The organism is Streptomyces sp. Ru72, assembly GCF_002920635.1.
Lineage (GTDB): Bacteria > Actinomycetota > Actinomycetes > Streptomycetales > Streptomycetaceae > Streptomyces.
The window spans coordinates 35,525-57,470 of sequence record NZ_PQSR01000042.1 but is presented as its reverse complement, the minus strand read 5'-3'; the positions used below and the strand labels follow the sequence as shown (position 1 = coordinate 57,470).

Annotated in this window: 20 protein-coding genes and 2 pseudogenes; 8 read left to right on the top strand and 14 right to left on the bottom strand. The window is 70.5% G+C overall.

The genetic code is table 11. The features are described 5' to 3' along the window. On the bottom strand, positions 1-803 hold an 803-nt coding region (locus tag C3488_RS20470), incomplete at its 3' end, for a GTP-binding protein (RefSeq protein WP_103841442.1). A gap of 370 nt (positions 804-1,173) precedes the next feature. Here C3488_RS20470 and C3488_RS20465 point away from each other — a divergent pair. Continuing rightward, positions 1,174-1,689 (top strand): DUF6082 family protein, encoded by a 516-nt coding sequence (locus tag C3488_RS20465; protein ID WP_103841440.1) that lies wholly within the window; start codon positions 1,174-1,176, stop codon positions 1,687-1,689. Positions 1,690-1,941: 252 nt separating this feature from the next. Further along, positions 1,942-2,178: a hypothetical protein gene (locus tag C3488_RS20460; protein WP_103841438.1), complete on the top strand. Its 237-nt coding sequence runs from the start codon at positions 1,942-1,944 to the stop codon at positions 2,176-2,178. A gap of 77 nt (positions 2,179-2,255) precedes the next feature. On the opposite strand, the pseudogene C3488_RS41670 reads toward C3488_RS20460, so the two are convergent. Further along, positions 2,256-2,411: pseudogene (locus C3488_RS41670) on the bottom strand (citrate/2-methylcitrate synthase); the annotation flags it as partial. On the opposite strand from C3488_RS41670, the pseudogene C3488_RS20450 reads away from it, so the two are divergent. The 4 genes and pseudogenes from C3488_RS20450 to C3488_RS20435 form a co-directional block, all read left to right on the top strand. Then, positions 2,404-2,875, top strand: a pseudogene (locus C3488_RS20450) (citrate/2-methylcitrate synthase); the annotation flags it as partial. The pseudogenes C3488_RS41670 and C3488_RS20450 sit on opposite strands and share 8 nt — an antisense overlap. Before the next feature lie 43 nt (positions 2,876-2,918). After that, complete coding sequence (locus C3488_RS20445; protein ID WP_103841436.1) at positions 2,919-3,869, top strand: sucrase ferredoxin; 951 nt, start codon at positions 2,919-2,921, stop codon at positions 3,867-3,869. Positions 3,870-3,988: 119 nt separating this feature from the next. Next, positions 3,989-5,710, top strand: coding sequence for a sensor histidine kinase (locus C3488_RS20440; RefSeq protein WP_103841434.1), 1,722 nt, complete (start codon positions 3,989-3,991; stop codon positions 5,708-5,710). Next, positions 5,707-6,396 (top strand): response regulator, encoded by a 690-nt coding sequence (locus tag C3488_RS20435; protein WP_103841432.1) that lies wholly within the window; start codon positions 5,707-5,709, stop codon positions 6,394-6,396. The genes C3488_RS20440 and C3488_RS20435 overlap by 4 nt, the downstream gene beginning before the upstream one ends. A gap of 16 nt (positions 6,397-6,412) precedes the next feature. Here the strand turns inward: C3488_RS20435 and C3488_RS20430 are convergent, their stop codons facing one another. From C3488_RS20430 to C3488_RS20420, 3 genes are all read right to left on the bottom strand, one after another. Then, complete coding sequence (locus C3488_RS20430) at positions 6,413-7,474, bottom strand: ABC transporter substrate-binding protein (RefSeq protein ID WP_103841430.1); 1,062 nt, start codon at positions 7,472-7,474, stop codon at positions 6,413-6,415. 83 nt (positions 7,475-7,557) lie between these two features. Further along, positions 7,558-8,421: an ABC transporter permease gene (locus C3488_RS20425; protein ID WP_103841428.1), complete on the bottom strand. Its 864-nt coding sequence runs from the start codon at positions 8,419-8,421 to the stop codon at positions 7,558-7,560. Next, positions 8,411-9,226 carry an ABC transporter ATP-binding protein gene (locus C3488_RS20420; protein WP_103841426.1) on the bottom strand — a complete coding sequence of 272 codons (816 nt, stop codon included), beginning with the start codon at positions 9,224-9,226 and terminating at the stop codon, positions 8,411-8,413. Before C3488_RS20420 ends, C3488_RS20425 begins: the two co-directional genes overlap by 11 nt. Positions 9,227-9,387: 161 nt before the next feature. Between C3488_RS20420 and C3488_RS20415 the strand changes: the two genes are divergently transcribed. Next, the gene (locus C3488_RS20415) at positions 9,388-10,080 is read left to right on the top strand and encodes a response regulator (protein WP_103841424.1); all 693 of its coding nucleotides are present in this window, start codon (positions 9,388-9,390) and stop codon (positions 10,078-10,080) included. Between the two features lie 58 nt (positions 10,081-10,138). Here C3488_RS20415 and C3488_RS20410 read toward each other — a convergent pair whose 3' ends face one another. The 6 genes from C3488_RS20410 to C3488_RS20385 form a co-directional block, all read right to left on the bottom strand. Then, the gene (locus tag C3488_RS20410; RefSeq protein WP_103841422.1) at positions 10,139-11,731 is read right to left on the bottom strand and encodes a cation acetate symporter; all 1,593 of its coding nucleotides are present in this window, start codon (positions 11,729-11,731) and stop codon (positions 10,139-10,141) included. After that, positions 11,728-12,288 carry a DUF485 domain-containing protein gene (locus C3488_RS20405; protein ID WP_103841420.1) on the bottom strand — a complete coding sequence of 187 codons (561 nt, stop codon included), beginning with the start codon at positions 12,286-12,288 and terminating at the stop codon, positions 11,728-11,730. Before C3488_RS20405 ends, C3488_RS20410 begins: the two co-directional genes overlap by 4 nt. A gap of 68 nt (positions 12,289-12,356) precedes the next feature. Further along, a complete protein-coding gene (locus C3488_RS20400) occupies positions 12,357-13,040 on the bottom strand; it encodes a response regulator transcription factor (RefSeq protein ID WP_103841418.1) in 684 nt (227 codons plus the stop codon). After that, positions 13,037-14,188, bottom strand: coding sequence for a sensor histidine kinase (locus tag C3488_RS20395; RefSeq protein ID WP_103841415.1), 1,152 nt, complete (start codon positions 14,186-14,188; stop codon positions 13,037-13,039). Before C3488_RS20395 ends, C3488_RS20400 begins: the two co-directional genes overlap by 4 nt. Then, positions 14,185-14,709, bottom strand: a complete 525-nt coding sequence (locus C3488_RS20390) for a CcdC protein domain-containing protein (RefSeq protein WP_103841413.1) — start codon at positions 14,707-14,709, stop codon at positions 14,185-14,187. The genes C3488_RS20395 and C3488_RS20390 overlap by 4 nt, the downstream gene beginning before the upstream one ends. 245 nt (positions 14,710-14,954) lie before the next feature. Then, entirely contained in the window at positions 14,955-17,078 is a 2,124-nt protein-coding gene (locus tag C3488_RS20385) for a type IIA DNA topoisomerase subunit B (protein ID WP_103841412.1), read from the bottom strand. A 441-nt stretch (positions 17,079-17,519) separates the two neighbouring features. On the opposite strand from C3488_RS20385, the gene C3488_RS20380 reads away from it, so the two are divergent. Beyond that, entirely contained in the window at positions 17,520-17,750 is a 231-nt protein-coding gene (locus tag C3488_RS20380; RefSeq protein WP_103841410.1) for a hypothetical protein, read from the top strand. Positions 17,751-17,954: 204 nt separating this feature from the next. On the opposite strand, the gene C3488_RS20375 is transcribed toward C3488_RS20380, so the two are convergent. The 3 genes from C3488_RS20375 to C3488_RS20365 all read right to left on the bottom strand — a co-directional run bounded on the left by C3488_RS20375 (position 17,955) and on the right by C3488_RS20365 (position 21,925). Continuing rightward, complete coding sequence (locus C3488_RS20375) at positions 17,955-18,773, bottom strand: serine protease (RefSeq protein WP_103841408.1); 819 nt, start codon at positions 18,771-18,773, stop codon at positions 17,955-17,957. Positions 18,774-18,893: 120 nt separating this feature from the next. After that, the gene (locus C3488_RS20370; RefSeq protein WP_103841448.1) at positions 18,894-20,432 is read right to left on the bottom strand and encodes an RNA polymerase sigma factor; all 1,539 of its coding nucleotides are present in this window, start codon (positions 20,430-20,432) and stop codon (positions 18,894-18,896) included. 605 nt (positions 20,433-21,037) lie between these two features. Next, complete coding sequence (locus tag C3488_RS20365) at positions 21,038-21,925, bottom strand: FadR/GntR family transcriptional regulator (protein ID WP_103841407.1); 888 nt, start codon at positions 21,923-21,925, stop codon at positions 21,038-21,040. Positions 21,926-21,946 lie beyond the last annotated feature (21 nt).

Genomic DNA, 21,946 nt, shown 5'->3' with positions numbered 1-21,946 from the left:
TTGATCCGGTACAGGCCCTCGGGGCGACTGTCGAGGAAGTCCAGCAGCCGGCGGGGGTTCATGGGCACGTCGGAGCGGAAGGACAGGCTGTCGTACGCGGTGTGCAGATGGGCGTGGTGCGCCTCGTCGTGCCCCTGCCCGTGACCGTCCTGTCGGGGGATGTCGTCGAAGGACAGCTGCCCGACGCGTTCCTCGGCCGGCCGGCAGTCGAAGAGGAACTCCGGGTCGATGCGCCCGTAGGCGGCCGGGACGACGGCGGCACGGTCGGCGAGCGAGCGCACCAGCCGCAGAACCCGCTCGCTGTCCTCGGCTCGGTCGGTCTTGTTGACGACGACGAGGTCGGCGAGGGCGAGATGGCGGTCGAGTTCGGGATGCCTCTCGCGGGTGGCGTCGAACTCCACGGCGTCGACGACCTCGACGAGCCCGCCGTAGACGACGCGCGGCTGCTCGCTGGCCAGCACCATGCGGACCAGCTCCCGAGGTTCGGCGAGTCCGCTGGCCTCGATGACGATGACGTCGATGCCGGCGGAGGGCTGGGCGAGACGATCGAGGTAGAGATCGAGCTCGCTCGCGTCGACGGCGCAGCACAGGCACCCGTTGCCGAGGGAGACGGTGGAGTCCCCGAGGGCCCCGGCGACGGCCATCGCGTCGATCTCGATGGCCCCGAAGTCGTTGACGACGGCCCCGATGCGGCTGCCCCCGCTGTGGTGGAGGAGGTGGTTGAGCAGGGTGGTCTTGCCGGAGCCCAGAAATCCGGCGAGTACGACGACCGGTATCTGTTGTGGACTCGACGACTGGGTCACTGTGCGCCCCTTTTCACACCCGTGCGCCCGCCGGCGCGCGGACCGGCGGCCGTACGGGGACGGCTCGCGGACCGGCTCACGCCGCAACGGGTCGGCTCTCTTACGAGGATTGAATGCCGACCCAGGATACGAGTGCGGGGAAAGCCCGCGAAGTGAACGATTGTTAGCACCACTTGCGGGGCAGACGTTGGGCATGGCGCAGGAGCGTGCGACCCTCGCTTCCCTCCGTGCGCCTCCTCTCCGCCTCCCGGCCGATCAGAGCCGCTCGGCACCCTGGGAGACGGCAAGCGCGCCGCCCATCGCTCGCCGGTCCCCACCAGTCGACCCGCACCCGACGACCGGCGGACGGTCGCCTGATTCGGGGGTTGACATGGTCACACAGAGCTCCGGCATACGGGGGCTTGGCTCCCTCTCCAGGGCGAAGCTGGCAGCCGCCTTCGGCGCCATGACCGGTTGGGGCTCGCGCCAGCGCAAACGCGCAGCGCTCGTGGAGCAGCACCGGCTCCACTTCGAGTTGTTGTGCAAGGCCATGGACGACCCCGCGCTGGCAGCCGTCCTGGACACGTACGACACGGACGTCCCACCGGACAGGCAGCGCCAGTACCTCTTCGCCAACGCCCTGTATATCAACGCTCTGTATTACCACCGAATCGGGGCGCTGAGTCTCAACGAGCTGTACGGGCACCTTCGGATGATCTGCCGCAACGACATCTTCCGCGAGTACTGGGCGGCCACGCGCCACCATCGCGAGAGCCTGCCCGCCTCGTCCGAGGAAGCCAGGCTGGGCACGTTGACGGACGACTTGGTCCGCGACATGGACGCCCTGGTGCGGGAGCAGGAGGACGGCGAGCAGTGGTGGGTGGTGGGAGAACTGCCAGAGGAGTGACGGACGTCAACTCACGGTATGGATGGGAAGACGCGTGACTGGCGCGGGCTGTAGTCTTCCCCGAGTCTGATGCGGTGAAACATTCCGCAAGCTTCACATTCCCTGTGCAGGGCTGCCTTGCCCACGAGGACCGGCGGCCACTCATGAGTTCTTCCGGGCCCCCTCATGAGCTATCCGGACGAAGGAGGCCATCAGCCCGTGCAGCGTCCCACGCACCCCTCGGCCCGTCCCTCGACCAGGCTAGGAACGGACTTGAAGATCGTGCGTCGAGTCGGCGCCTCGCCCCGGGAGCGCGGCAGCGTCTCGGGCCAGAGCTGCCCCGACATCTTCGAGCTGAGCGACGGCAACTTCGCCGTCATCGGCACAGAGGCCACGGATGCTCTTGACGCGGAGCTGCCGCCCGACGCCTCACGGGCGGACTATGAACGGATCGTCGTCATCAGCCGCGAAACACTGCTCCACGCGAAGGCCGACATCCCCGAAGCATGAGGACGGGCGCTCATCCGCCCTTCCACCCGTGGCCTCGATGCGAACAGCATCGAGGCCCGATGGTCATCCGACCCTCCTGCCACCGCCGGCACAGCCACCGGCGGTTCCGGGCCGACATACCGGGCCGCCGGGCGGATGATCGTGGAGCCTTCCGCCTGTTCCAGGATGTTGGCGCTCCAGCCGACCACCCGGGCCGTCGCGAAGGTAGGGATGAACATCTCGCGCGGCAGGCCGCTGGAGGGGCCGTTGCACGGTGCGGCCAGCAGCCTGGCGCACCGGATGCTTCTCGAGGTCCTGGGCCGAGGCACCGCCGCTCCCGTCGTCGCCGACGAACTGCGGGCCGGGCGCCGGATTCCCGGACTCGGACACCGCCTGTATCCCGGCGAGGACCCTCGCGCGCGCCCTTTTCGCGGCCCTGGAGGACCTGCCGTCCGCGGCACCCGCGCTGGCCGCGGCCCGGGACGTCGCGTCCACCGCGGCCCGCCACACCCCCCTGCACGGCGACGTCGACCTGGCCCTCGCCGTGTTCACGGCGTCTTCGGGCATGGACGCCACGGCCGGCGAGACCGTCTTCGCCGTACGCACGCACCGCGGGATGGATCCCCACACCCTGGAGGAGTACGAGGAACGCTGCCTGCGGATGCGTCCCAGCGGTCGGTACACGGGAGCGCGCCCGTCACAGCCGCTCCCGGAGTGAGCCCGACGTTCACCGCCGGCCAAGTCAGGTTAGGCTCACCTCTGTGAGTACGTGCACGACCGCGTCCCGGGACCTCGACGAGCCCCTCGCGGGGACCGCGGCGACCGCGAGGACCTGGTTGCTCCTGGAACAGCCCGGCCCTTGGGGTCCCAAGGCGCTCACCTCCAGCCACCTGGACCGGGCGCTCGGCCGCGCCCTGGAGGCGGCCGCGGAGGGCACCGGCGTGCGGATCGCGCTGATCCGCCGCCCCGGGCGGCACGCCGACTGCGGCACGCCCGCCGAACGGCAGGTCTACGTGGCGCACACCGTGCCCGGAAACGTCTGGCTGCACGCTGCCACGACCTCCGCGCCGGAGCGACTGCTCGATCTGGACTTCGCCGCCCTCGGCACGGGCGATCCGCACAGCTTCGACTCGGTTCTCCAGGGGCGTCCGCACAGCGGCGACCCGCTCGCCCTCGTCTGCACCAACGGCAGGCGCGACCGCTGCTGCGCCCTCCTCGGCCGGCCCCTCGCGGCCGAGCTGACCGCCTCCGGCGTCGGGGGCGTCTGGGAGGTCACCCACCTCGGCGGCCACCGCTTCTCCCCCACAGTGCTCGTCCTGCCGTTCGGATACGCGTACGGGCGGGCCCGGGCCGCCCACGTCAAGGAGGTCCTCCAGGCCGTGCGCGACGGGCGGGTCGTGGTCGAGGGATGCCGCGGCAGCTCCGCCTGGGAGCGGCCCGCGCAGGCCGCGGAGCTCGCGGTGCGCACGACGGCCCAGGAGTACGCGGCGGGAGCGCTGACCGTTCTGCGCACCGACGGCGCGGCGCCCCGCTGGAAGGTCACCGTCGCCCACGCCGACGGCCGCCTGTGGCGCGTCGTCGTGGCCCAGCGCGCCTCGCTGCCGCCGCGCCCGGAGAGCTGCGGCTCGGTGCTGGGTTCCCCGGCGCGGATGGACGTGGTGTCGGTACGGGAGCTGCGCACCGCGGTCGCCGCCCATCCGGCGCGCTGCTGAGGCGCGGGCCCCGCGCGGGACGGGGGCGGCTCCGCGAGACGGGCGGCACCCGCTCCGCACAGGAGATCCACGCCACACCCCCTACGGCACGGCGCGCCCGTCCCCGTACCGTCGTACCCATGAGCCCCTCTGCCCCTGCACGACGACTGCGCCTCGGTCTGCCGCGGCGGATGTTCTCGCAGGTCCTGCTGATGCAGGTGGCGATCGCCGCGGGCGTGGCCGTGCTCGCCACCGGGCTGTTCCTGGCGCCGCTCAGCCGCCTGCTGGACGACCAGGCGATGCGCCGGGCCCTCGCGATCGCGCAGACCACGGCGGCCCAGCCGCAGATCGCGAGGGATCTGCAACGGACGCGGCCGTCGCCCGACGGACCCGTGCAGGCGGAGGCGGAGCGCATCCGCAAGGCCAGCCACGCCGAGTACGTCGTGGTGATGAACACCCGATGGGTGCGCTGGTCGCACCCGGACACCACCCAGATCGGCAAGGTCGTCTCCACCGACCCGAGCGGTGCCCTGGCCGGCAGGGACGTCATGGCCATCGACAGCGGCACCCTGGGCCGCTCGGCCCGCGGCAAGGTACCGCTGCGGGACGAGCGCGGCAGGATCATCGGGGCGGTCTCCGTGGGCATCGAGTACGACAGCGTCCGGGCCCGGCTGATCCACGCGATCCCGGGGCTGTTCGCGTACGCGGGCGCGGCCCTGGCGATCGGCGCGCTGGCCGCGTACCTGATCTCCCGCAGGGTTCAGCGGCAGACCCGTGATCTCGCCTTCTCTGACATCTCCGCGCTGCTCGCCGAGCGCGAGGCCATGCTGCACGGCATCAGGGAAGGCGTCGTCGCCCTGGACCGCGAGGGGCGGGTGCGTCTGGTCAACGACGAGGCGCAGCGCCTGCTGGGCATAGGTGACGAGGTCGTCGGCCGCACCCTCGACGACGCGCTCGGCGAGGGCCGTACGACCGATGTGCTCGCCGGACGGGTCACGGGCACCGACCTGCTCACCGTGCGCGGGCACCGGGTCCTCGTCACCAACCGCATGCCCACCGACGACGGAGGTGCCGTCGCCACCCTGCGCGACCGGACCGAGCTGGAGCAGCTGGGCCGTGAACTGGACTCCACACGCGGTCTGATCGACGCCCTGCGCGCGCAGGACCACGAACACGCCAACCGCATGCACACACTCCTGGGACTGCTGGAACTGGAGATGTACGAGGACGCCGTGGAGTTCGTCGGCGAGGTGGTGGGCGACCACAGGGCCACGGCGGAACAGGTCACCGAGAAGGTTCACGATCCGCTGCTCGCGGCCCTGTTGGTGGGCAAGGCGACGGTCGCCGCCGAGCGTGGGGTGGCCCTGTGGATCGCCGACCGGACACTGCTGCCGGACCGGTTGATCGATCCCAGAGGTCTGGTCACGATCGTCGGGAACCTGGTCGACAACGCACTCGACGCCGTCGCGGGCACTCCGCACGCGCGCGTGGAGGTCGAACTGCGTGCGGAGGAGCGCACGGCGGTCATCAGGGTACGCGACACCGGCCCCGGAATACCCGCCGAGCGGCGGGAGCTGGTCTTCACGGACGGATGGTCCACCAAGCAGCCCCCGGCGCACGGCAAGCGCGGCATCGGGCTGTCCCTGGTGCGCCGACTCGCCGAGCGCCAGGGAGGCGGCGCCCGGGTGACCGAGGCGGACGGAGGAGGCGCGGAGTTCGTCGTCGTCCTCCCCGAGGCGCTCGAGGAACCGGAGCCGGCCGGCGCAGACCGCGGGGTCCTCGTCCCCGCCCGTCAGGCACCTGCGGACAGGGCGCCCGCCCCGGACAGCCCCGCCCCGATCCCCGAGGAGGAGTCGCGATGACCCGGCCGATCGACGTACTGGTCGTGGACGACGACCCCCGGGTCGCCCGGGTCAACGCCGCGTATGTGGAGAAGGTCGCCGGCTTCCGGGTGGCCGGCCAGGCGCACAACGCGGCTGACGCGCTGCGGCAGATGGAGACGCTGCCCCACCTGGACCTGGTCCTGATGGACCACTACCTGCCCGACGACACGGGACTCGCGGTCGTGCAGGAGATGCGCCGGCGCGGCCACCAGACCGATGTGATCATGGTGACGGCGGCCCGTGACATCCGGACGGTCCAGGCCGCGATGCGGCACGGCGCGCTCCAGTACCTGGTCAAACCGTTCGCCTTCGCGGGCCTGCGCGCCAAGCTGGAGGCGTACGCCGAGCTGCGGCGCACCCTCGACGGCGGCGGTGAGGCCGAGCAGGCGGAGGTCGACCGGATCTTCGGCGCTCTGTCGGCGGGTTCGGAGCCGGGGCTGCCCAAGGGGCACTCGGCGACGACGGCGGAGCTGGTACGCCGTGCCCTGGTGGACGCCCCGGGGCCGCTGTCCGCCCAGGAGGTCGCCGAGCGGACCGGGCTGAGCCGCCAGACCGCGCAGCGCTATCTGAAGCTCCTGGAGCGCACGGGGCGGGCCACGCTGACCCTGCGATACGGCGACGCGGGCCGCCCCGAACACCGCTACGTGTGGGCGACCCGCGTCTGAGGCACGGCCGTCGGGCTCAGCCCGTGGCCTTCTTCACGAACTCGGTGGTGAACGTCTTGCCGAGGTCGATCGTGGCGTTCTTGATGTTCGGGTTGAACGCCTTGAGGACCTTCTCGACGGTCTCCGGGCCGTCCTCGGGCATCACGCCGTCCTTGGTGAACATCGGCAGCGTGCTCTTGATGGCGCTCGCGTAGAGCGTCTTGTTGCCCTGCGAGTAGTCGGCCGGCATCTTGGCGGCGATCTCGTTCGCGGAGTGTGTGGACATCCACTTGAGGGTCTTGACGAACGCGTTGGCGAGCTTCTGGACGGTGTCCTTGTGGCTGTTGACCCAGTCCGTCTGCATGTACAGGCTCGACGACGGGTACGGGCCGCCCAGGGCCTCCTGCGACCCCTGCGGTGTCCGCATGTCGACGAGCACCTGGCCGAGGTTCTTCTGCAGGACCGTGGCGACGGTCGGGTCCGTGGTCATGCCGGCGTCGATCGAGCCCTGCTGGAGGGCGGAGATGAACGTCGGACCGGCGCCGACGGCGACCGGGCTGAACTCGCTGACCTGCACACCGTTCTTGACGGCGAGGTACTTGGTGAGGAAGTCGGTCGAGGAACCGAGGCCGGTGACGCCGAGCTTCCTGCCCTTGAAGTCCTTGGGCGAGGTGATGTCCTTGGCGCGCTTGTTGGAGACGATCTCCACCTCACCGGGCGCGTGCGAGAACTGCACCACGGATTCGACGTACTTGCCCTTGGTCTGCAGGTCGAGCGTGTGGTCGTAGAAGCCGACGGCCCCCTGGACCTGGCCGGAGACGAGCGCGGTCTCGGCCTGCACGCCGGCCGGCTCGCTCAGCAGTTCCACGTCCAGGCCCTCGGCGTCGAAGTAGCCGAGCCGCTGGGTGAGCATGGCGGGCAGGTAGATGACCTTGTCCAGGCCACCCACCATGATCTTGACCTTCTCGCCCTTGCCGTCGCCCTTGCTGCCGGAGTCCGACGAGGCGGTGGTGGCCGCGTCGTTGGCGCAGGCGGTGAGCGAGGTGGCGGCGAGCAGGCCGGCCGCGGCGAGGGCGGCGATTCTGGCGGACTTGCGCATGGTGGTTCACGTCCTTGTGAGAGGGCGGTGCGGGAGGGGACTGCGGGTGGGACTGGGGCGTTGACCGAAACCTTCGGGGCAGGTCAGTGCCCCGAGTCCGACGGCTTCCAGCGGAAGATGCGGCGCTCGGCGAAGGTGAGCAGCCCCTCGGCCACCAGCGCGACGACCGCGAGGATGACCATCGCGGCGTAGACACCGGCCGCGTTGAAGGTCCCCTGGGACTGGGCGACGAGCAGGCCGATGCCCTTCGTCGCGCCGATGTACTCGCCGACGATGGCGCCGATGAGCGCGAAGCCGAAGCTGACGTGGAGGCTGGTGAAGATCCACGAGGTGGCCGACGGGATGACGACCTGGAGTGTCACCCGGCGGTCGCTGGCGCCCAGGATGCGGGCGTTGGCGACGAGGTTGCGGTCGACCTCGCGGGCACCCTGGAAGGCGTTGAAGAAGACCGGGAAGAAGACCAGGACGACGGCGGACGCGACCTTGGAGGACGGTCCGAGCCCGAACCAGATCACGAAGATCGGGGCGAGGACGATCCTGGGGATGGAGTTGAGCACCTTGATGTAGGGACCGAGGACATCGGCGAGGAAGGCGATCCGGCCGAGTGCGATACCGAAGACCACACCGGCGATGACGCCGATGATCCAGCCGAGCAGCGCCTCGTGGAGCGTGACCCAGATCTGTTCGCCGAGCGCTCCCTGCGCGGTGCCGTGCATCACCCAGGTGGAGATCTGGTCCCAGATCTTCGACGGCATGGAGAAGTTGAACGGGTCGATGACCTTGCTCCGGGAGAGCGCCTCCCAGAGGCCGAGCACGGCGACCAGGAGCAGCACGCGGACGAGCAGGACTACGGCCTTGCGTCTGCGGGCGGCACGCGCGCGTGAATGAGCGCGGTCCGGCTTGGGGGTGTCGACGGGAGCGGGCGCGGAGATGACCTCAGGCGACATGGGCGGCACCCCTCTCGCGCGTGATGCGGACCTCTTCACCCAGCGACTCCCAGATCTCGCGGTAGATCTCGATGAACCGCGGCTCCAGGCGCACCGACTCGACCTTGCGCGGCCGGGGCAGGTCGATGTCGAAGACCTGCTTCACGGTGGCGGGTCCAGCCGTCATCACGACGACCTTGTCGGCCAGCGCGATCGACTCCTCCAGGTCGTGGGTGACGAAGACGACGGAGGCGCCCGTGCCCTCCCACAGCTCCAGCAACTCGTCCGACATCAGCGCCCGGGTCTGCACGTCGAGCGCCGAGAACGGCTCGTCCATCAGCAGGATCTCGGGGTCGTTGACGAAGGTGGCGGCGAGGGCGACACGCTTGCGCTGGCCGCCGGAGAGCTGGTGCGGGTAGCGGTCCTCGAAGGCCGCGAGCCCCACCCGGGCCAGCCATTCACGGGCCTTCTGCCTGGCCTCCGCCTTGGGCACGCCCCGGAAGCGCGGACCCGCCATGACGTTGGACAGCACCGTGCGCCAGGGGAACGTGGCGTCCTGCTGGAAGACGAAACCGACCTTGTCGCCGACTCCCGAGACCGGCTCGCCGGCCACCAGGACCTCGCCCTCGGTGGGCTCCTCCAGGCCGCTGACCAGGGTCAGGGTCGTCGACTTGCCGCATCCGGTGGGTCCGACGACGGCGACGAACTCGCCGCGCCCGACGGTCAGGTCCAGGTTCCTGACGGCCGTGTGCAGACCGCCTGACGGGGTCCGGAAGGTCTTGCTCGCGCCCCGTAGCTCGATGGCGGGGCTGGTGTCTGCGCTCATGGCCCGGGACGGTAGGTGTGGCGCGGGCCACTGCAGGAGTCTTCTGGGCGCAACCTCGACTTCTGCTTGCAAGAGTCTGTTGTGCTCTTTTTGCTCGCGCTACAACTGCGGAGCCGAAACACGGGCGTAACGCCCGCATGGCCTTGGGAGAAAGAGGCCCGATGATTGACGTCCTGGTCGTGGACGACGACTTCCGTGTCGCCGAGATCAACGCCAAGTACGTGGGAAAGGTTCCCGGTTTCCGGGTCGCCGCCCGCGCGCACAGCGCTGCCCAGGCGCTCGCCGCGGTCGAACGCGCCCCGATCGACCTGGTGCTGCTCGACCACTACCTGCCCGACCAGACGGGGCTCGAACTGGTCCACCGCATGCGCGACCGCGGCCACGGCACCGACGTCATCATGATCACCGCCGCCGGCGACGTGGCGACCGTCCAGGCCGCCATGCGTCTGGGCGCCCTGCACTACCTGGTGAAACCGTTCACCTTCGCGGCCCTGCGCACCCGCCTCGACTCCTACGCCGCCCTGCGCCGCACCGTCGACCGCGTCGGCGGCCGGGGGGTGGCCGGTCAGGAGCAGGTGGACCGGATCTTCGGCGCCCTGCGGACCATGCCCGCGGTCCCGTCGCCGAGGCTGCCCAGCGGCCACTCCGAACCGACGACGGACCTCATCTGCGACGTGCTGCACCGGGCCGGCCAGCCGCTCTCCGCGCACGAGGTGGCGGCCAGGACCGGCCTGAGCCGCTCCACCGCCCAGCGTTATCTGCGGCATCTGGAACAGGTGGGCCGGCTGCGCCTGTCCCTGAAGTACGGCGACACGGGACGCCCCGAGCACCGGTACGCATGGGTGGCGCCTTAGGGGTCCTTGCACCATGGGCGCCCCGGCTCGCGGATACGTCGGCGGGGGCGCCCATCGGTCACACCGCTCCGGCGCCCGTCAGTGACCGCACCTCTGTCTCCGCGTACTTGGCCTCGTCCGGCGCCTCAGGTGAGGTGACCGTGCCGAGCCAGCCCGCGAGGAAGCCGAGCGGGATGGAGACGAGGCCCGGGTTCTGCAGCGGGAAGTACTGGAAGTCCACGGCCGGGAACAGCGATCCGGGGCTTCCCGAGACGACCGGGGACAGCAGCACCAGCGCCAGTGCGGGGACCAGGCCGCCGTAGACCGCCCAGGCGGCCCCGCGTGCTGTGAAGCCGCGCCAGAAGAGCGTGTACATCAGCACCGGCAGATTCGCCGATGCCGAGACCGCGAAGGCGAGTCCCACCAGGAACGCCACGTTGAGGTCGCGGACCAGCAGGCCGAGGGCGATCGCGAGCACGCCGATGCCTACGGCGGCGGCCCGCGCCACCGCCACCTCGCTGCGGGCCTTGCCGCTACGGCGCCGCAGTGAGGGGTAGAGGTCGTGGGCCACGGCGGCCGAGGCGGCGAGGGTGATCCCGGCGACGACGGCGAGGATCGTGGCGAAGGCGATCGCGGCGACCATGGCGAACAGCACCGTCCCGCCGGTGGTGTCCGCACCGCCGCCCAGTCGCTGCGCCAGCAGCGGCACCGCCGTGTTTCCGGCCTCGTTCGAGGCACGCACGGCGTCGGGCCCGACGACGGCGGCCGCGCCGAAACCCAGCACGATCGTCATCAGGTAGAAACCGCCGATGAGCCCGACCGACCAGACGACCGAACGGCGGGCGGCACGCGCGGTCGGCACGGTGTAGAAGCGGGAGAGGATGTGCGGCAGCCCGGCCGTGCCCAGCAGCAGCGCCAGGCCCAGGCTGACGAAGTCGATCCGGGCGGTCCAGTCCCCGCCGTACTTCAGCCCGGGGGCGAGGAAGGCGTCCCCGTGCCCGCTGCGCTCCGCCGCTGTGCGCAGCAACGCGTCCACGTCTCCGTGGAACCGCAGCAGCAGCGCAACGGTCAGCGCCACCGTACCGCCGAGCAGCAGGACCGCCTTGACGATCTGGATCCAGGTGGTGGCCCGCATTCCGCCCAGGGCCACGTAGATCACCATGAGCGCGCCGACGACGACCACCGTCCAGGCGCGCGCCGCCGTGCTCGTCCCCCCGAAGAGCAGCGCGACGAGGCTGCCCGCGCCCACCATCTGCGCCACCAGGTACAGCACGGACACCGTCACGGAGGACGACCCCACCGCGATCCGCACCCGCCGCTCGCTCATCCGTGCCGCGACGACGTCGGCAAGCGTGAACCGCCCGCAGTTGCGCACCAGTTCTGCGACGAAGAAGAGCACCACCAGCCAGGCGACGAGGAAGCCCACCACGTACAGAATCCCGTCGTAGCCGAAGAGCGCGATGAGCCCCGTCACGCCCAGGAAGGAGGCCGCCGACATGTAGTCGCCCGCGATGGCAAAACCATTCTCCATCGGAGAGAACAGCCGCCCGCCCGCGTAGAACTCCTCCGCCGAGCCGTGCCGGTCACGGCTCACCCAAGTGGTGATCGCCAGGGTGATCGCGACGAACACGCCGAACAGCAGCAGTGCCGGCGTCTGATGGTGACCGCTCACCGCTCGCCACCCCTGAGCGGCCGTGTCAACTCCTGGGTGTCCCAGCGCAGATCGAGTGCGGCGCGGTCTCTGCGCAACCGTGCGTGCCGTGCGTACGCCCAGGTGAACAGGAACGTCGTCAGGAACTGCCCGAGCCCCGCCAGCATCGCCACGTTCACGGCTCCCGCCACCGGTCGCGCCATCAGCCCCGGTGCCGCCTGTGCGGTCACCACATAGCCCACGTACCAGGTCAAGAAGACAACGAGCCCCGGAACCACGAATTTCCGGTACCGGCTGCGCACCTCCCGGAACGCCGCGCTGCGCTGCACCTGCAGATAGACGTCGGCGACGCGGTCGGCACCCTCGTCCTCCCGGCGCGCGGAGGGCACGACCGGGGCGGGGGTGCCCGTCCCGTCCAGCTCGCCCCAGCCGGACGCGAGCGCGTCGTACCAGGGGTCGTACTCGGTTCGCCCGGCCGCTCCCGCGCCCGCCGAGGCCGGATCACCGCCGTGGTACTTCTCAACCGAACTCTCGGGACCGTCCCCGCCTCCGTGGAAACGATCATGGTTTGACCTCATGCCCAAGCATGGACAGAGCGGGAAGAGCCCGGACCTTCTTCTCCCCGCGCTTCACCCCATCAGGTGACTCACCGCGATGGGGGTCGGACCAGCCCCGTCGCATACGCGTAACGCACCGCCCGCGCACGGTCCTTGAGCCCCGTCTTGGCGAAGAGATTGTTGATGTGGGTCTTCACGGTCGCCGTGGACACATGCAGTCTGCGGGCGATCTCCTGGTTGCTCAGCCCTTCGGCGATCAGTACGAGCACCTCGGTCTCCCTGGCGGTGAGCCCGTCCGGCGTCCGGGGCGCCGCTACCGGTTCCGGTTCCGGCTCCGCCAGCCGCTCCAGCAGGCGCCGCTGGACGCTGGGTGACAGCCCGGCATCCCCGGACAGCACGTTCCGCACGGCCCGTACGATCTCGTCCCCGCCCGCGTCCTTGGTGAGATAGCCCCGCGCCCCGGCTCTGAGGGCCGAAAACAGCGACTCGTCGTCCCCGAAGGTGGTCAGCACGACGACCTGGGTTCCGGGGTGCTCGGCGCGGATGCGCCGCGTCGCCTCGACGCCGTCGCAGCGCGGCATGCGCAGGTCCATCAGGACCACGTCCGGGGCGAGCTCGGCGACGAGCCGGACCGCCTCCTCACCGTCACCCGCGGCGCCGACGACCTCGATCCCGGGCAGCAGACCGAGCAGCATCACGATGCCCTCGCGCACCACCGTCTGATCGTCCGCCACCACCACCCGGGCGGGCTTCGCGCTCTCCTCCTCCGTCATACGGGCACCTTCAACGTCACCACGAACCCCTCCTCACCGGGCCCTGCCTGCAGCGAGCCGCCCAGCAGCTCGGCACGCTCCCGCATGCCCAGCAGACCGTACCCGGCCCCCGACCCGGCCAGCCCACCCGGCGAACCGCCCGAGTCGCGGACGTCCAGCGTGACTTGGTGCTCGGCGTACTCCAGCCGTAGGCGCACCTTGGCGCCCGGTGCGTGCTTGCGGACGTTGGTCAGGGCCTCCTGAGCGACCCGGCGGACGGCCTGGGAGGCCTCGGCCGGCAGCGGCCGACGCTCACCCGAGAAGGTGATGTCGGCACCGTCCGACGCGGAGACGAGCTCGCTGAGGAAGTCCTCGAGCGGGGACATCTCCCCGCGCAGCGCGGAGAGTGCCTGCCGGGTCTCGGCAAGCCCGTCCCGGGCCATCCCTCGCGCCGCCACGACCCGCTCCAGGATCGTCTCCCGTTCGGCCCCGGCCTCGATCAGCAGCCGGGCCGCCTCCAGATGCACCAGCTGCGCCGAGAGGCTGTGCGCCAGTACATCGTGGATCTCCCGGGCGATCCGCGTGCGCTCCGCCAGGGCCGCCGACTCCGCCTCGGCCGCCCGCGCGGCCCTCTCCTGGGCGAGCAGCCGCAGGGCGTTGCCGCGCGCCTCGGCGTCGAGGCGCAGGACATAGCCGGCGAGCGCGATCCCGATGACAGTGACCACTGTGGTCAGCCAGGCGTCGTCGGTGACCGCCGCGTACGCCCCCAGGCCGAGGCCGGCGGTGGGCGCGGCGGCCGCGAGGGGCAGCCGCTCCAGGGCACCGATGGCACAGCCGCACCACAGGACCATGGCGGGGACGCGCAGGTCCGCCGCGTATGCCGTCGCACCCATCCCGATGAGCACCACGAGCAGTGCGAGCGAGGACAACAGCCGGTGGTGGAAGGTGGTCCGGAAGAAGGCCCACGCGCCTGCCGCGCACACCAGGACCCCCAACGCGGCGGCGACGATGCCCCACGAACGCAGGCTGCCGTCCGTGAACGTCGTCCACAGGAGCATGCCAAGGGCGACGAGCCGTGCGATCCGGGCGAGCCCGCGCCGGGCGGCGGAGACGCCGGCGCGGGACAGGGCCTCTCGGGAGGGCCAACGTGTCCACGCGTACTCCGTCACACGGACTCCTTCCTCGGGGGCGAGGGCAAGCGGTCACCGTACGCCGGGCCATGCAGGTCAGCGCTGGAGACGGAACGCGACCGCCGGACCAGGATCCCGCTGCGCACCAGCAGGGTGGCGGCGAGGGCGAGGAACAGGGCGGAGCTGTCCTGGTGGACGCCGAGGACCGCGCCGATGCCTAAGAGACCGACGCGCAGCGCCACGCCGACGATCCACACCGCGACACTGGCCTTGGTGCCACGGCCCCAGACCGTGCCGTCCGGCTCGGTCCATATACGGGTGGTCCAGGCCCAGCCGGCGCCCGTGGCCAGCCCGATGAGCAGCTCGGCCGCGATGAGGAGGGCGGACTCCGCGTGGTGCTGGGGGTCCAGCGCGCCGGGCTCGCGCACGGCCAGGAAGGCCAGGACGGCAGGCATGACCCACCAGCGCCGGTCGGCCGAGATACGGCGCGCTCGGAACTGACGCACGAGGATCAGGACGACTGCGGCGGTGATCAGCAATGCGTCTGTGGGCCCGGACATCGTGGCCTCCGTGGGCGAGGAAGGGCGTTGCCGCGGCGGGTGCCGTCGACGCCTTCGACGCTACGGAAGCCTGCGGGGCGGCAGATCGGAGCCGGGGTGGATCGTGGGTGGATCCTCGGGCCTGCCCGCTCTCCACCCAGGGGTGGAGAGCCCGGGGTGGGCGCCCGCCCGGAAGCGGATGCGGCCGGGAGGCGCCGAGGCGCCTCCCCCGACCCCCGTGCACCCTGCCCCAGCCGCGCCAGCGCTCAGGCGTCGATGCGGGACCTGTCCAGTGTCGCCGCCGAGCTGGAGATGAACTCCTTGCGCGGTGCCACGTCGTTGCCCATCAGGAGGTCGAAGACCTGTTCGGCGGCTTCCAGGTCGGAGAGGTTGATCCGGCGCAGGGTGCGGTGGCGCGGGTCCATCGTCGTCTCGGCCAGCTGGTCGGCATCCATCTCGCCGAGGCCCTTGTAGCGCTGGATGGAGTCCTTGTACCGGATGCCCTTGCTCTGGAACTCCAGCAGCTTGTCGCGCAGTTCGCGGTCCGAGTACGTGTAGACGTACTTGTCCTGGCCCTTCTTCGGCTGGATCAGCTCGACGCGGTGAAGCGGCGGCACCGCGGCGAACACCCGACCCGCCTCGACCATGGGCCGCATGTAGCGGTGGAACAGCGTCAGGAGCAGGGTGCGGATGTGGGAACCGTCCACGTCGGCGTCGGTCATCATGATGATCTTGCCGTAGCGGGCCGCGTCGAGGTCGAAGGTCCGGCCGGACCCCGCTCCTATGACCTGGATGATCGCGCCGCACTCGGCGTTCTTCAGCATGTCCGTGACGGACGACTTCTGCACGTTCAGGATCTTGCCACGGATCGGCAGGAGTGCCTGGAACTCGGAGTTCCGCGCGAGCTTCGCCGTGCCGAGCGCGGAGTCGCCCTCGACGATGAACAGCTCGCTGCGGTCGACGTCGTCGCTGCGGCAGTCGGCGAGCTTGGCGGGCAGCGAGGAGGACTCAAGGGCCGTCTTACGACGCTGGGCGTCCTTGTGCTGGCGCGCCGCGATACGCGTGCGGGCGGCGGCGACGGCCTTCTCCAGGACGACCCTGGCCTGCTGGGCGGCATCACGCTTCGTGGACGTCAGGAACGCCTTGAGCTCCTTGGAGACCACGTTCGCCACGATGCGGCGCGCCGCGGACGTGCCGAGGACCTCCTTGGTCTGCCCCTCGAACTGCGGCTCGGCCAGGCGCACCGTCACGACCGCGGTGAGCCCCTCGAGCGCGTCGTCCTTGACGATGTCGTCCTCGGCGACGCGCAGCATCTTCTTGGCGCGCAGGACCTCGTTCAGCGTCCGGGTGACGGCCTGTTCGAAGCCTGCGACGTGGGTGCCGCCCTTGGGGGTGGCGATGATGTTCACGAACGACCTGAGCGTCGTGTCGTAACCGGTGCCCCAGCGCAGCGCGACGTCGACGCCGAGCTCCCGGGTGACCTCGGTGGGCGTCATCTGGCCGTGGTCGTCGAGGACGGGGACCGTCTCCTTGAAGATGCCCTGTCCAGAGAAACGGAGGACGTCGCACACCGGCTTGTCGCTCGCCAGGTACTCGCAGAACTCGCTGATGCCGCCGTCGAAGCGGAAGGACTCCTCGCCCTTGCTGCCGCCCTCACCGAGCCCGTACTCGTCGCGGACGACGATGGTGAGGCCGGGGACCAGGAACGCGGTCTGGCGGGCCCGCTGGTGCAGCGTCTCCAGGGAGAGTTTCGCGTCCTTGAGGAAGATCTGACGGTCGGCCCAGTAACGCACCCGCGTGCCGGTGCGGGTCTTGGGGATCTTCTTGGTCTTGTGCAGTCCGCTCTTGGCCTCGAACTTCGCGTCCGGCCCGTCGGCGGCGAAGACGCCCGGCACACCGCGCCGGAAGCTGATCGCGTTGGTGTGGCCGCCACGGTCGACCTCGACGTCCAGACGCGCCGAGAGGGCGTTCACCACGGACGCCCCGACGCCGTGCAGACCGCCGGACGCCGCGTAGGAGCCGCCGCCGAACTTGCCGCCCGCGTGCAGCTTGGTCATCACGACCTCGACGCCGGACAGGCGCGTCTTGGGCTCGACGTCGACCGGGATGCCCCGGCCGTTGTCCCGCACCTCCACCGAGGCGTCGTCGTGCAGGATCACCTCGATGTGGTCGCAGTAACCGCCCAGGGCCTCGTCGACGGAGTTGTCGATGATCTCCCAGAGGCAGTGCATCAGGCCCCGGCTGTCGGTGGAGCCGATGTACATACCGGGGCGCTTGCGCACGGCCTCGAGGCCTTCGAGGACGAGCAGGTGCCGCGCGGTGTAGTTGGAACCGTCACGGTCTGCTCCGGTCAGCAGCGCTGTGGACGGCACGGACGTCTCGGCGGTCACGCGGTTCGCTCCTCGCTGAATTTCAGAATGGGACCCCCTGGGGTGAGGGCCGGCTTCGGTCGCCGGTCCGAGGGTACCGAGGCCTGGTAGAGCCGTTGTAACGCAACCCTCGTCGGCATCTCAGGGTAATCCAGAGTCGCACGGACGTTCGATCCCTCGTGGGGGTGAAGTACATATCACGTTCCCTTCGAGGCATGAACCATTTAGCCTCGGGGCACGTCCTCATCCACAACCGGCAACCCGCCGGGAGGACGGACAACCGACACACAGCGCGAACCCGTACGACACAAGAGACGTAATACGGCACATTCGCCGCCAACCGGCAGCAGACAGCCGGCTCGGAAAGATTTTTTTCGAGGGGAAGCCGCGAGCGGGAACGTTTTCGGCCTGGTTGGATGTTGACCCTGGTACGACAGCTCGTCGAGCTAGAGAAGAGGCGACGTGACTACTGTTCTGACCCACGCGAGCCCGCTGACGGCCGCTGACCGCTGCGACCGTTGCGGCGCCCAGGCGTACCTGCGCGTCGTCCTCCTGAGCGGCGGAGAACTGCTCTTCTGCGCCCACCACGGCCGCAAGTTCGAGCCGGAACTCAAGAAGATCGCCGCTGAGATACAGGACGAGACGGAACGGCTCACCTCCGTTCCCGCGAGCGCGTCCGAAGAGGAACGCTGACCTTTCGCGTTCACGACGAGCCGACACCGGCAGCGCCGCCGGTGAACGGGCGGCCACCCCATCCGGGGAGTGGCCGCCCGTACTCGTAGGACGCGCAGGGCCGGCGCCCTCGTGCCGGACACCCACCGCGCACTCCGTGCCGGCGACAGCCCGCACGGGTGTGCCCTTTCCCGCGGCGCGAGGCGGCGCCCGGCAGCGCCGCCCTCAGTGGCCGCCCCCCAGCGCCTTGACGGCCTCCGAGACCCGCGTGTAGACACCGGGGCGCCCCGGCTGCCCACAGCCGCTCCCCCAGGACACCACGCCGATCAGACGCCCATTGGCGACCAGCGGCCCTCCACTGTCCCCCTGACAGGCGTCGTGGCCGCCTTCGGGCGCCCCGGCGCACAGCATGGAGGACGCGACGTATCTCCCGTCCAGACCGCCGGGATACGCCCGCTCACAGGTCGCATCCGTCAGCACCTGAAGGCTGGCGGCCCGCAGGCTGCTCGTGTAGGTGGCATTCCCCGTGACATCCCCCCAGCCGTACACCGTCGCCGGCGTGCCCGGCGTATAGGCCGGATCCCCGGCGGGCGCCATGGGGATGACGGAGCTGGCGGGCAGCGGGGAGGCGAGGGTGAGCACGCCGAAGTCCCCGGTGTTCGTGTAGCTGTTGTACTGCGGATTGACCCACGTCGAGGCCACGGGGATCTCCTTGCCCTGGTTGGACGTGAGGTCCGTACGGTCCGCGATCACCTTCAGATCCCGCACCCGCGCGGGCGGCCCTCCGAGAACGGTCGCACTCAGACAGTGGGCGGCGGTCAGGACCGTGGAGCGGTCCACCACCACGCCCCCGCAGAACTGCCCCGCCCGGGTGCCTCCGAACCGGTCACGACTGGACAGGGCGACCGTCCACGGGCTCTGTGAGATGTCGACCGGAGACCCTCCGATGACAACGCTGTCTGCCGTCGCCGGCGCGGGTGCCGTCAGCTGTATCAGGGCTGCTGCGGCCGCCAGTGCCAGGGATCGGACGTAGGGGCGAGGCATGCGCTCTCCTCACTGTCGGATGGTCGTAGAACACCCACAGTGATCCAGCTGGCCGCATCCCGCACACGCAAAGGGGCCGCCTCCCGTAGGAGACGGCCCCTGATGACGTAAGGCCGAGGGCTAGTCGAGGTAGTCGCGCAGCACCTGGGAGCGCGACGGGTGACGCAGCTTCGACATCGTCTTGGACTCGATCTGGCGGATGCGCTCGCGGGTGACGCCGTACACCTTGCCGATCTCGTCGAGGGTCTTCGGCTGACCGTCGGTGAGACCGAAACGCATGGAGACGACGCCCGCCTCGCGCTCGGACAGCGTGTCGAGCACGGAGTGCAGCTGCTCCTGCAGCAGCGTGAAGCTGACCGCGTCGGCCGGGACGACGGCCTCGGAGTCCTCGATGAGGTCACCGAACTCGCTGTCGCCGTCCTCGCCCAGCGGGGTGTGCAGCGAGATCGGCTCCCGGCCGTACTTCTGGACCTCGATGACCTTCTCCGGGGTCATGTCGAGCTCCTTGGCCAGTTCCTCCGGGGTGGGCTCGCGGCCCAGGTCCTGGAGCATCTGGCGCTGCACGCGCGCGAGCTTGTTGATGACCTCGACCATGTGCACCGGGATACGGATGGTGCGGGCCTGGTCGGCCATGGCGCGGGTGATCGCCTGACGGATCCACCAGGTGGCGTACGTCGAGAACTTGTAGCCCTTGGTGTAGTCGAACTTCTCGACCGCGCGGATGAGACCGAGGTTGCCCTCCTGGATGAGGTCCAGGAAGAGCATGCCGCGCCCGGTGTAGCGCTTGGCCAGGGAGACCACCAGACGGAGGTTGGCCTCCAGGAGGTGGTTCTTGGCGCGGCGGCCGTCCTCGGCGATGATCTCCAGCTCGCGCTTGAGCTTGGGGGCGAGCTTGTCGGCGTTGGCCAGCTTGTCCTCGGCGAAGAGGCCGGCCTCGATGCGCTTGGCGAGCTCGACCTCCTGCTCGGCGTTGAGCAGGGGGACCTTGCCGATCTGCTTCAGGTAGTCCTTGACCGGGTCGGCGGTGGCGCCGGCCGCGGCGACCTGCTGCGCGGGCGCGTCGTCCTCGTCCTCGTCGGAGAGCACGAAGCCGGCGCTCTCCGCGCCCTCGGGCTCCTCGCCGGCCTTGACGGGGGTGTCCTCGAGGACGTCCTCGTCGAGCAGCTCGACGTCGTCCTTCTTGGCGGCGGTCGTCTTCTTGGCCGCCGTCTTCTTGGCGACGGCCTTCTTCGCGACCGTCTTCTTCGCTGCCGCCGCCTTCTTGGCCGCGGTCTTCTTGACAGGCGCGTCCTCAGCCGGATCGTCGGCGACCGGCACCGCCGGGGCGGCGGGGGCGGTGGCCTGCTTGGTGGTCACCGTCTTCGCCGGGACGGCCTTGGTGGCGGTGCGCTTGGCCGGACTCTTCGCTGCGACGCTCTTGCGGGTGCGCTTGGGCTCTGCGGCACTGACCATCAGCGTCACACCCTCTTCCTCGAGGATCTGGTTGAGGCTGCGCAGTACGTTCTTCCACTGAGTGGCCGGAATCTGGTCAGCTTCGAAGGCCCGACGCACATCGTCGCCGGCGATCTGCCCCTCAGCCTTTCCCCGCTCAATGAGAGCCATGACAGAGACGGACTCGGCGATCTCCGGCGGGAGCGTACGGGATGTGCTGGCCGACACGAACAACCTCTCGGAACGTTGGAAAACGGCTTCCGGCCCCGTCCACAACGGACAGGAGCCGACCGCCGGCTTGGAGATGGGCCGACGGCGCGGGCGGGGGCCGGGAAGATGCACAGCGCCGCGAACGGCGTCCGTATTCCCTCCTCGGCTGTCACCTCTTAGGTCATCGCGCAGCCCCGCAGAGCGTTACGCCCAATCTACGTGGCCCGGATCACACCCCGTAACCGCTCAAAAACGTCCAGATACGGGCAGAGGTGATCGGTCGACGCCACTGCCGACGCTCGGCCGTCGACACTTTCACACCATCGCGTATCCCGGAAGCCGCGTCTGACACAGGGAATCCGCACTCGATACCCGGAATCCGTCGCCGGCTCCGGGGAGCCGCGGTCGCGACCGGGTCACCCAGGACCGGCACCGGCCCCCCGACGGCCGCCTCACCCCGGCTCGGGGCGGGTCGCCGGTCTCCGTCGGGCTCCGCCGGGTCCCCGGAGGATCCGACGGAGTCCGACGGCTGGCGTACGGCGCTCCGCGGGCACCGGCCGCGCGGTCCGGGTGCCACCCGATGCGGGTATCCGCCCCCTGGTCGCATCGCCGACGGTGTGCCGTCAGTGCTCGCGGGGCGCGGGCACCACGCGCTCCACCTCGGGGTGGACGGTGAGCAGTTGCCGCATGGCGCCCTCGGCCGCCGCGCCGTCACCCGCGGCGAGCGCGTCGACGATGCGGGCGTGCTGCGACAGGGCCGTGTCGTTCGGGCGGTCGCAGCCGGTGACCGGGCCGCCGGAGACCTGGAGCGCGGCCGAGACGATCCCCGAGAGGTGCTCCAGCATGCGGTTGCCGGCGACCTGGATGAGCAGCGAGTGGAACTCCGCGTCGGCACGCGAGAAGGTCAGGGAGTCGCCCTGCCCCATGGCGTGGCCCATGATCTCGACCATGTCGCCGAGCCGCTGCTGCACCTCCTCGCGCCCGTGCCCGGCGGCAAGGCGCGCGGCCAGCGGCTCGATGGTCCAGCGCAGCTCGCTCAGCTCGCGGCGCTGGTCGTCGCGCTGCGGCCCGAAGGCACGCCACTCGATGATGTCCGGGTCCAGGAGGTTCCAGTCGCTGACGGGTCGTACGCGCGTGCCGACGTTCGGGCGGGCGCTTACCAGGCCCTTGGCCTCCAGGACGCGCAGCGATTCACGGACGACGGTCCGGGAGACCTCGAAACGCTGCCCGATCTCCTCGGGCACCAGCGGGCGGTCGGCACCCAGGTCCCCGGAGACGATCATCTGGCCCAGTTGCTGGACGAGTTGGCCGTGCAGTCCGCGTCCGCGGCTGCCCGTGGCGCGCCGGCCGACGCGCCCCAGTTCCGGCTCCCCGCCCTCCCACGAGGGGGCGCCGACGCGGTCGGCGGCGGGCGCCTCGGCGTAGGGGTAGCGGTCGAGTTCGCCCGGTCCGGCCAGGCCGGAGTCTGCTGAGCGGGCGGCGGTCATCATGGTGTGCGCAAGGGTACTCACGGATCCTTTGTCGGCGCCCTC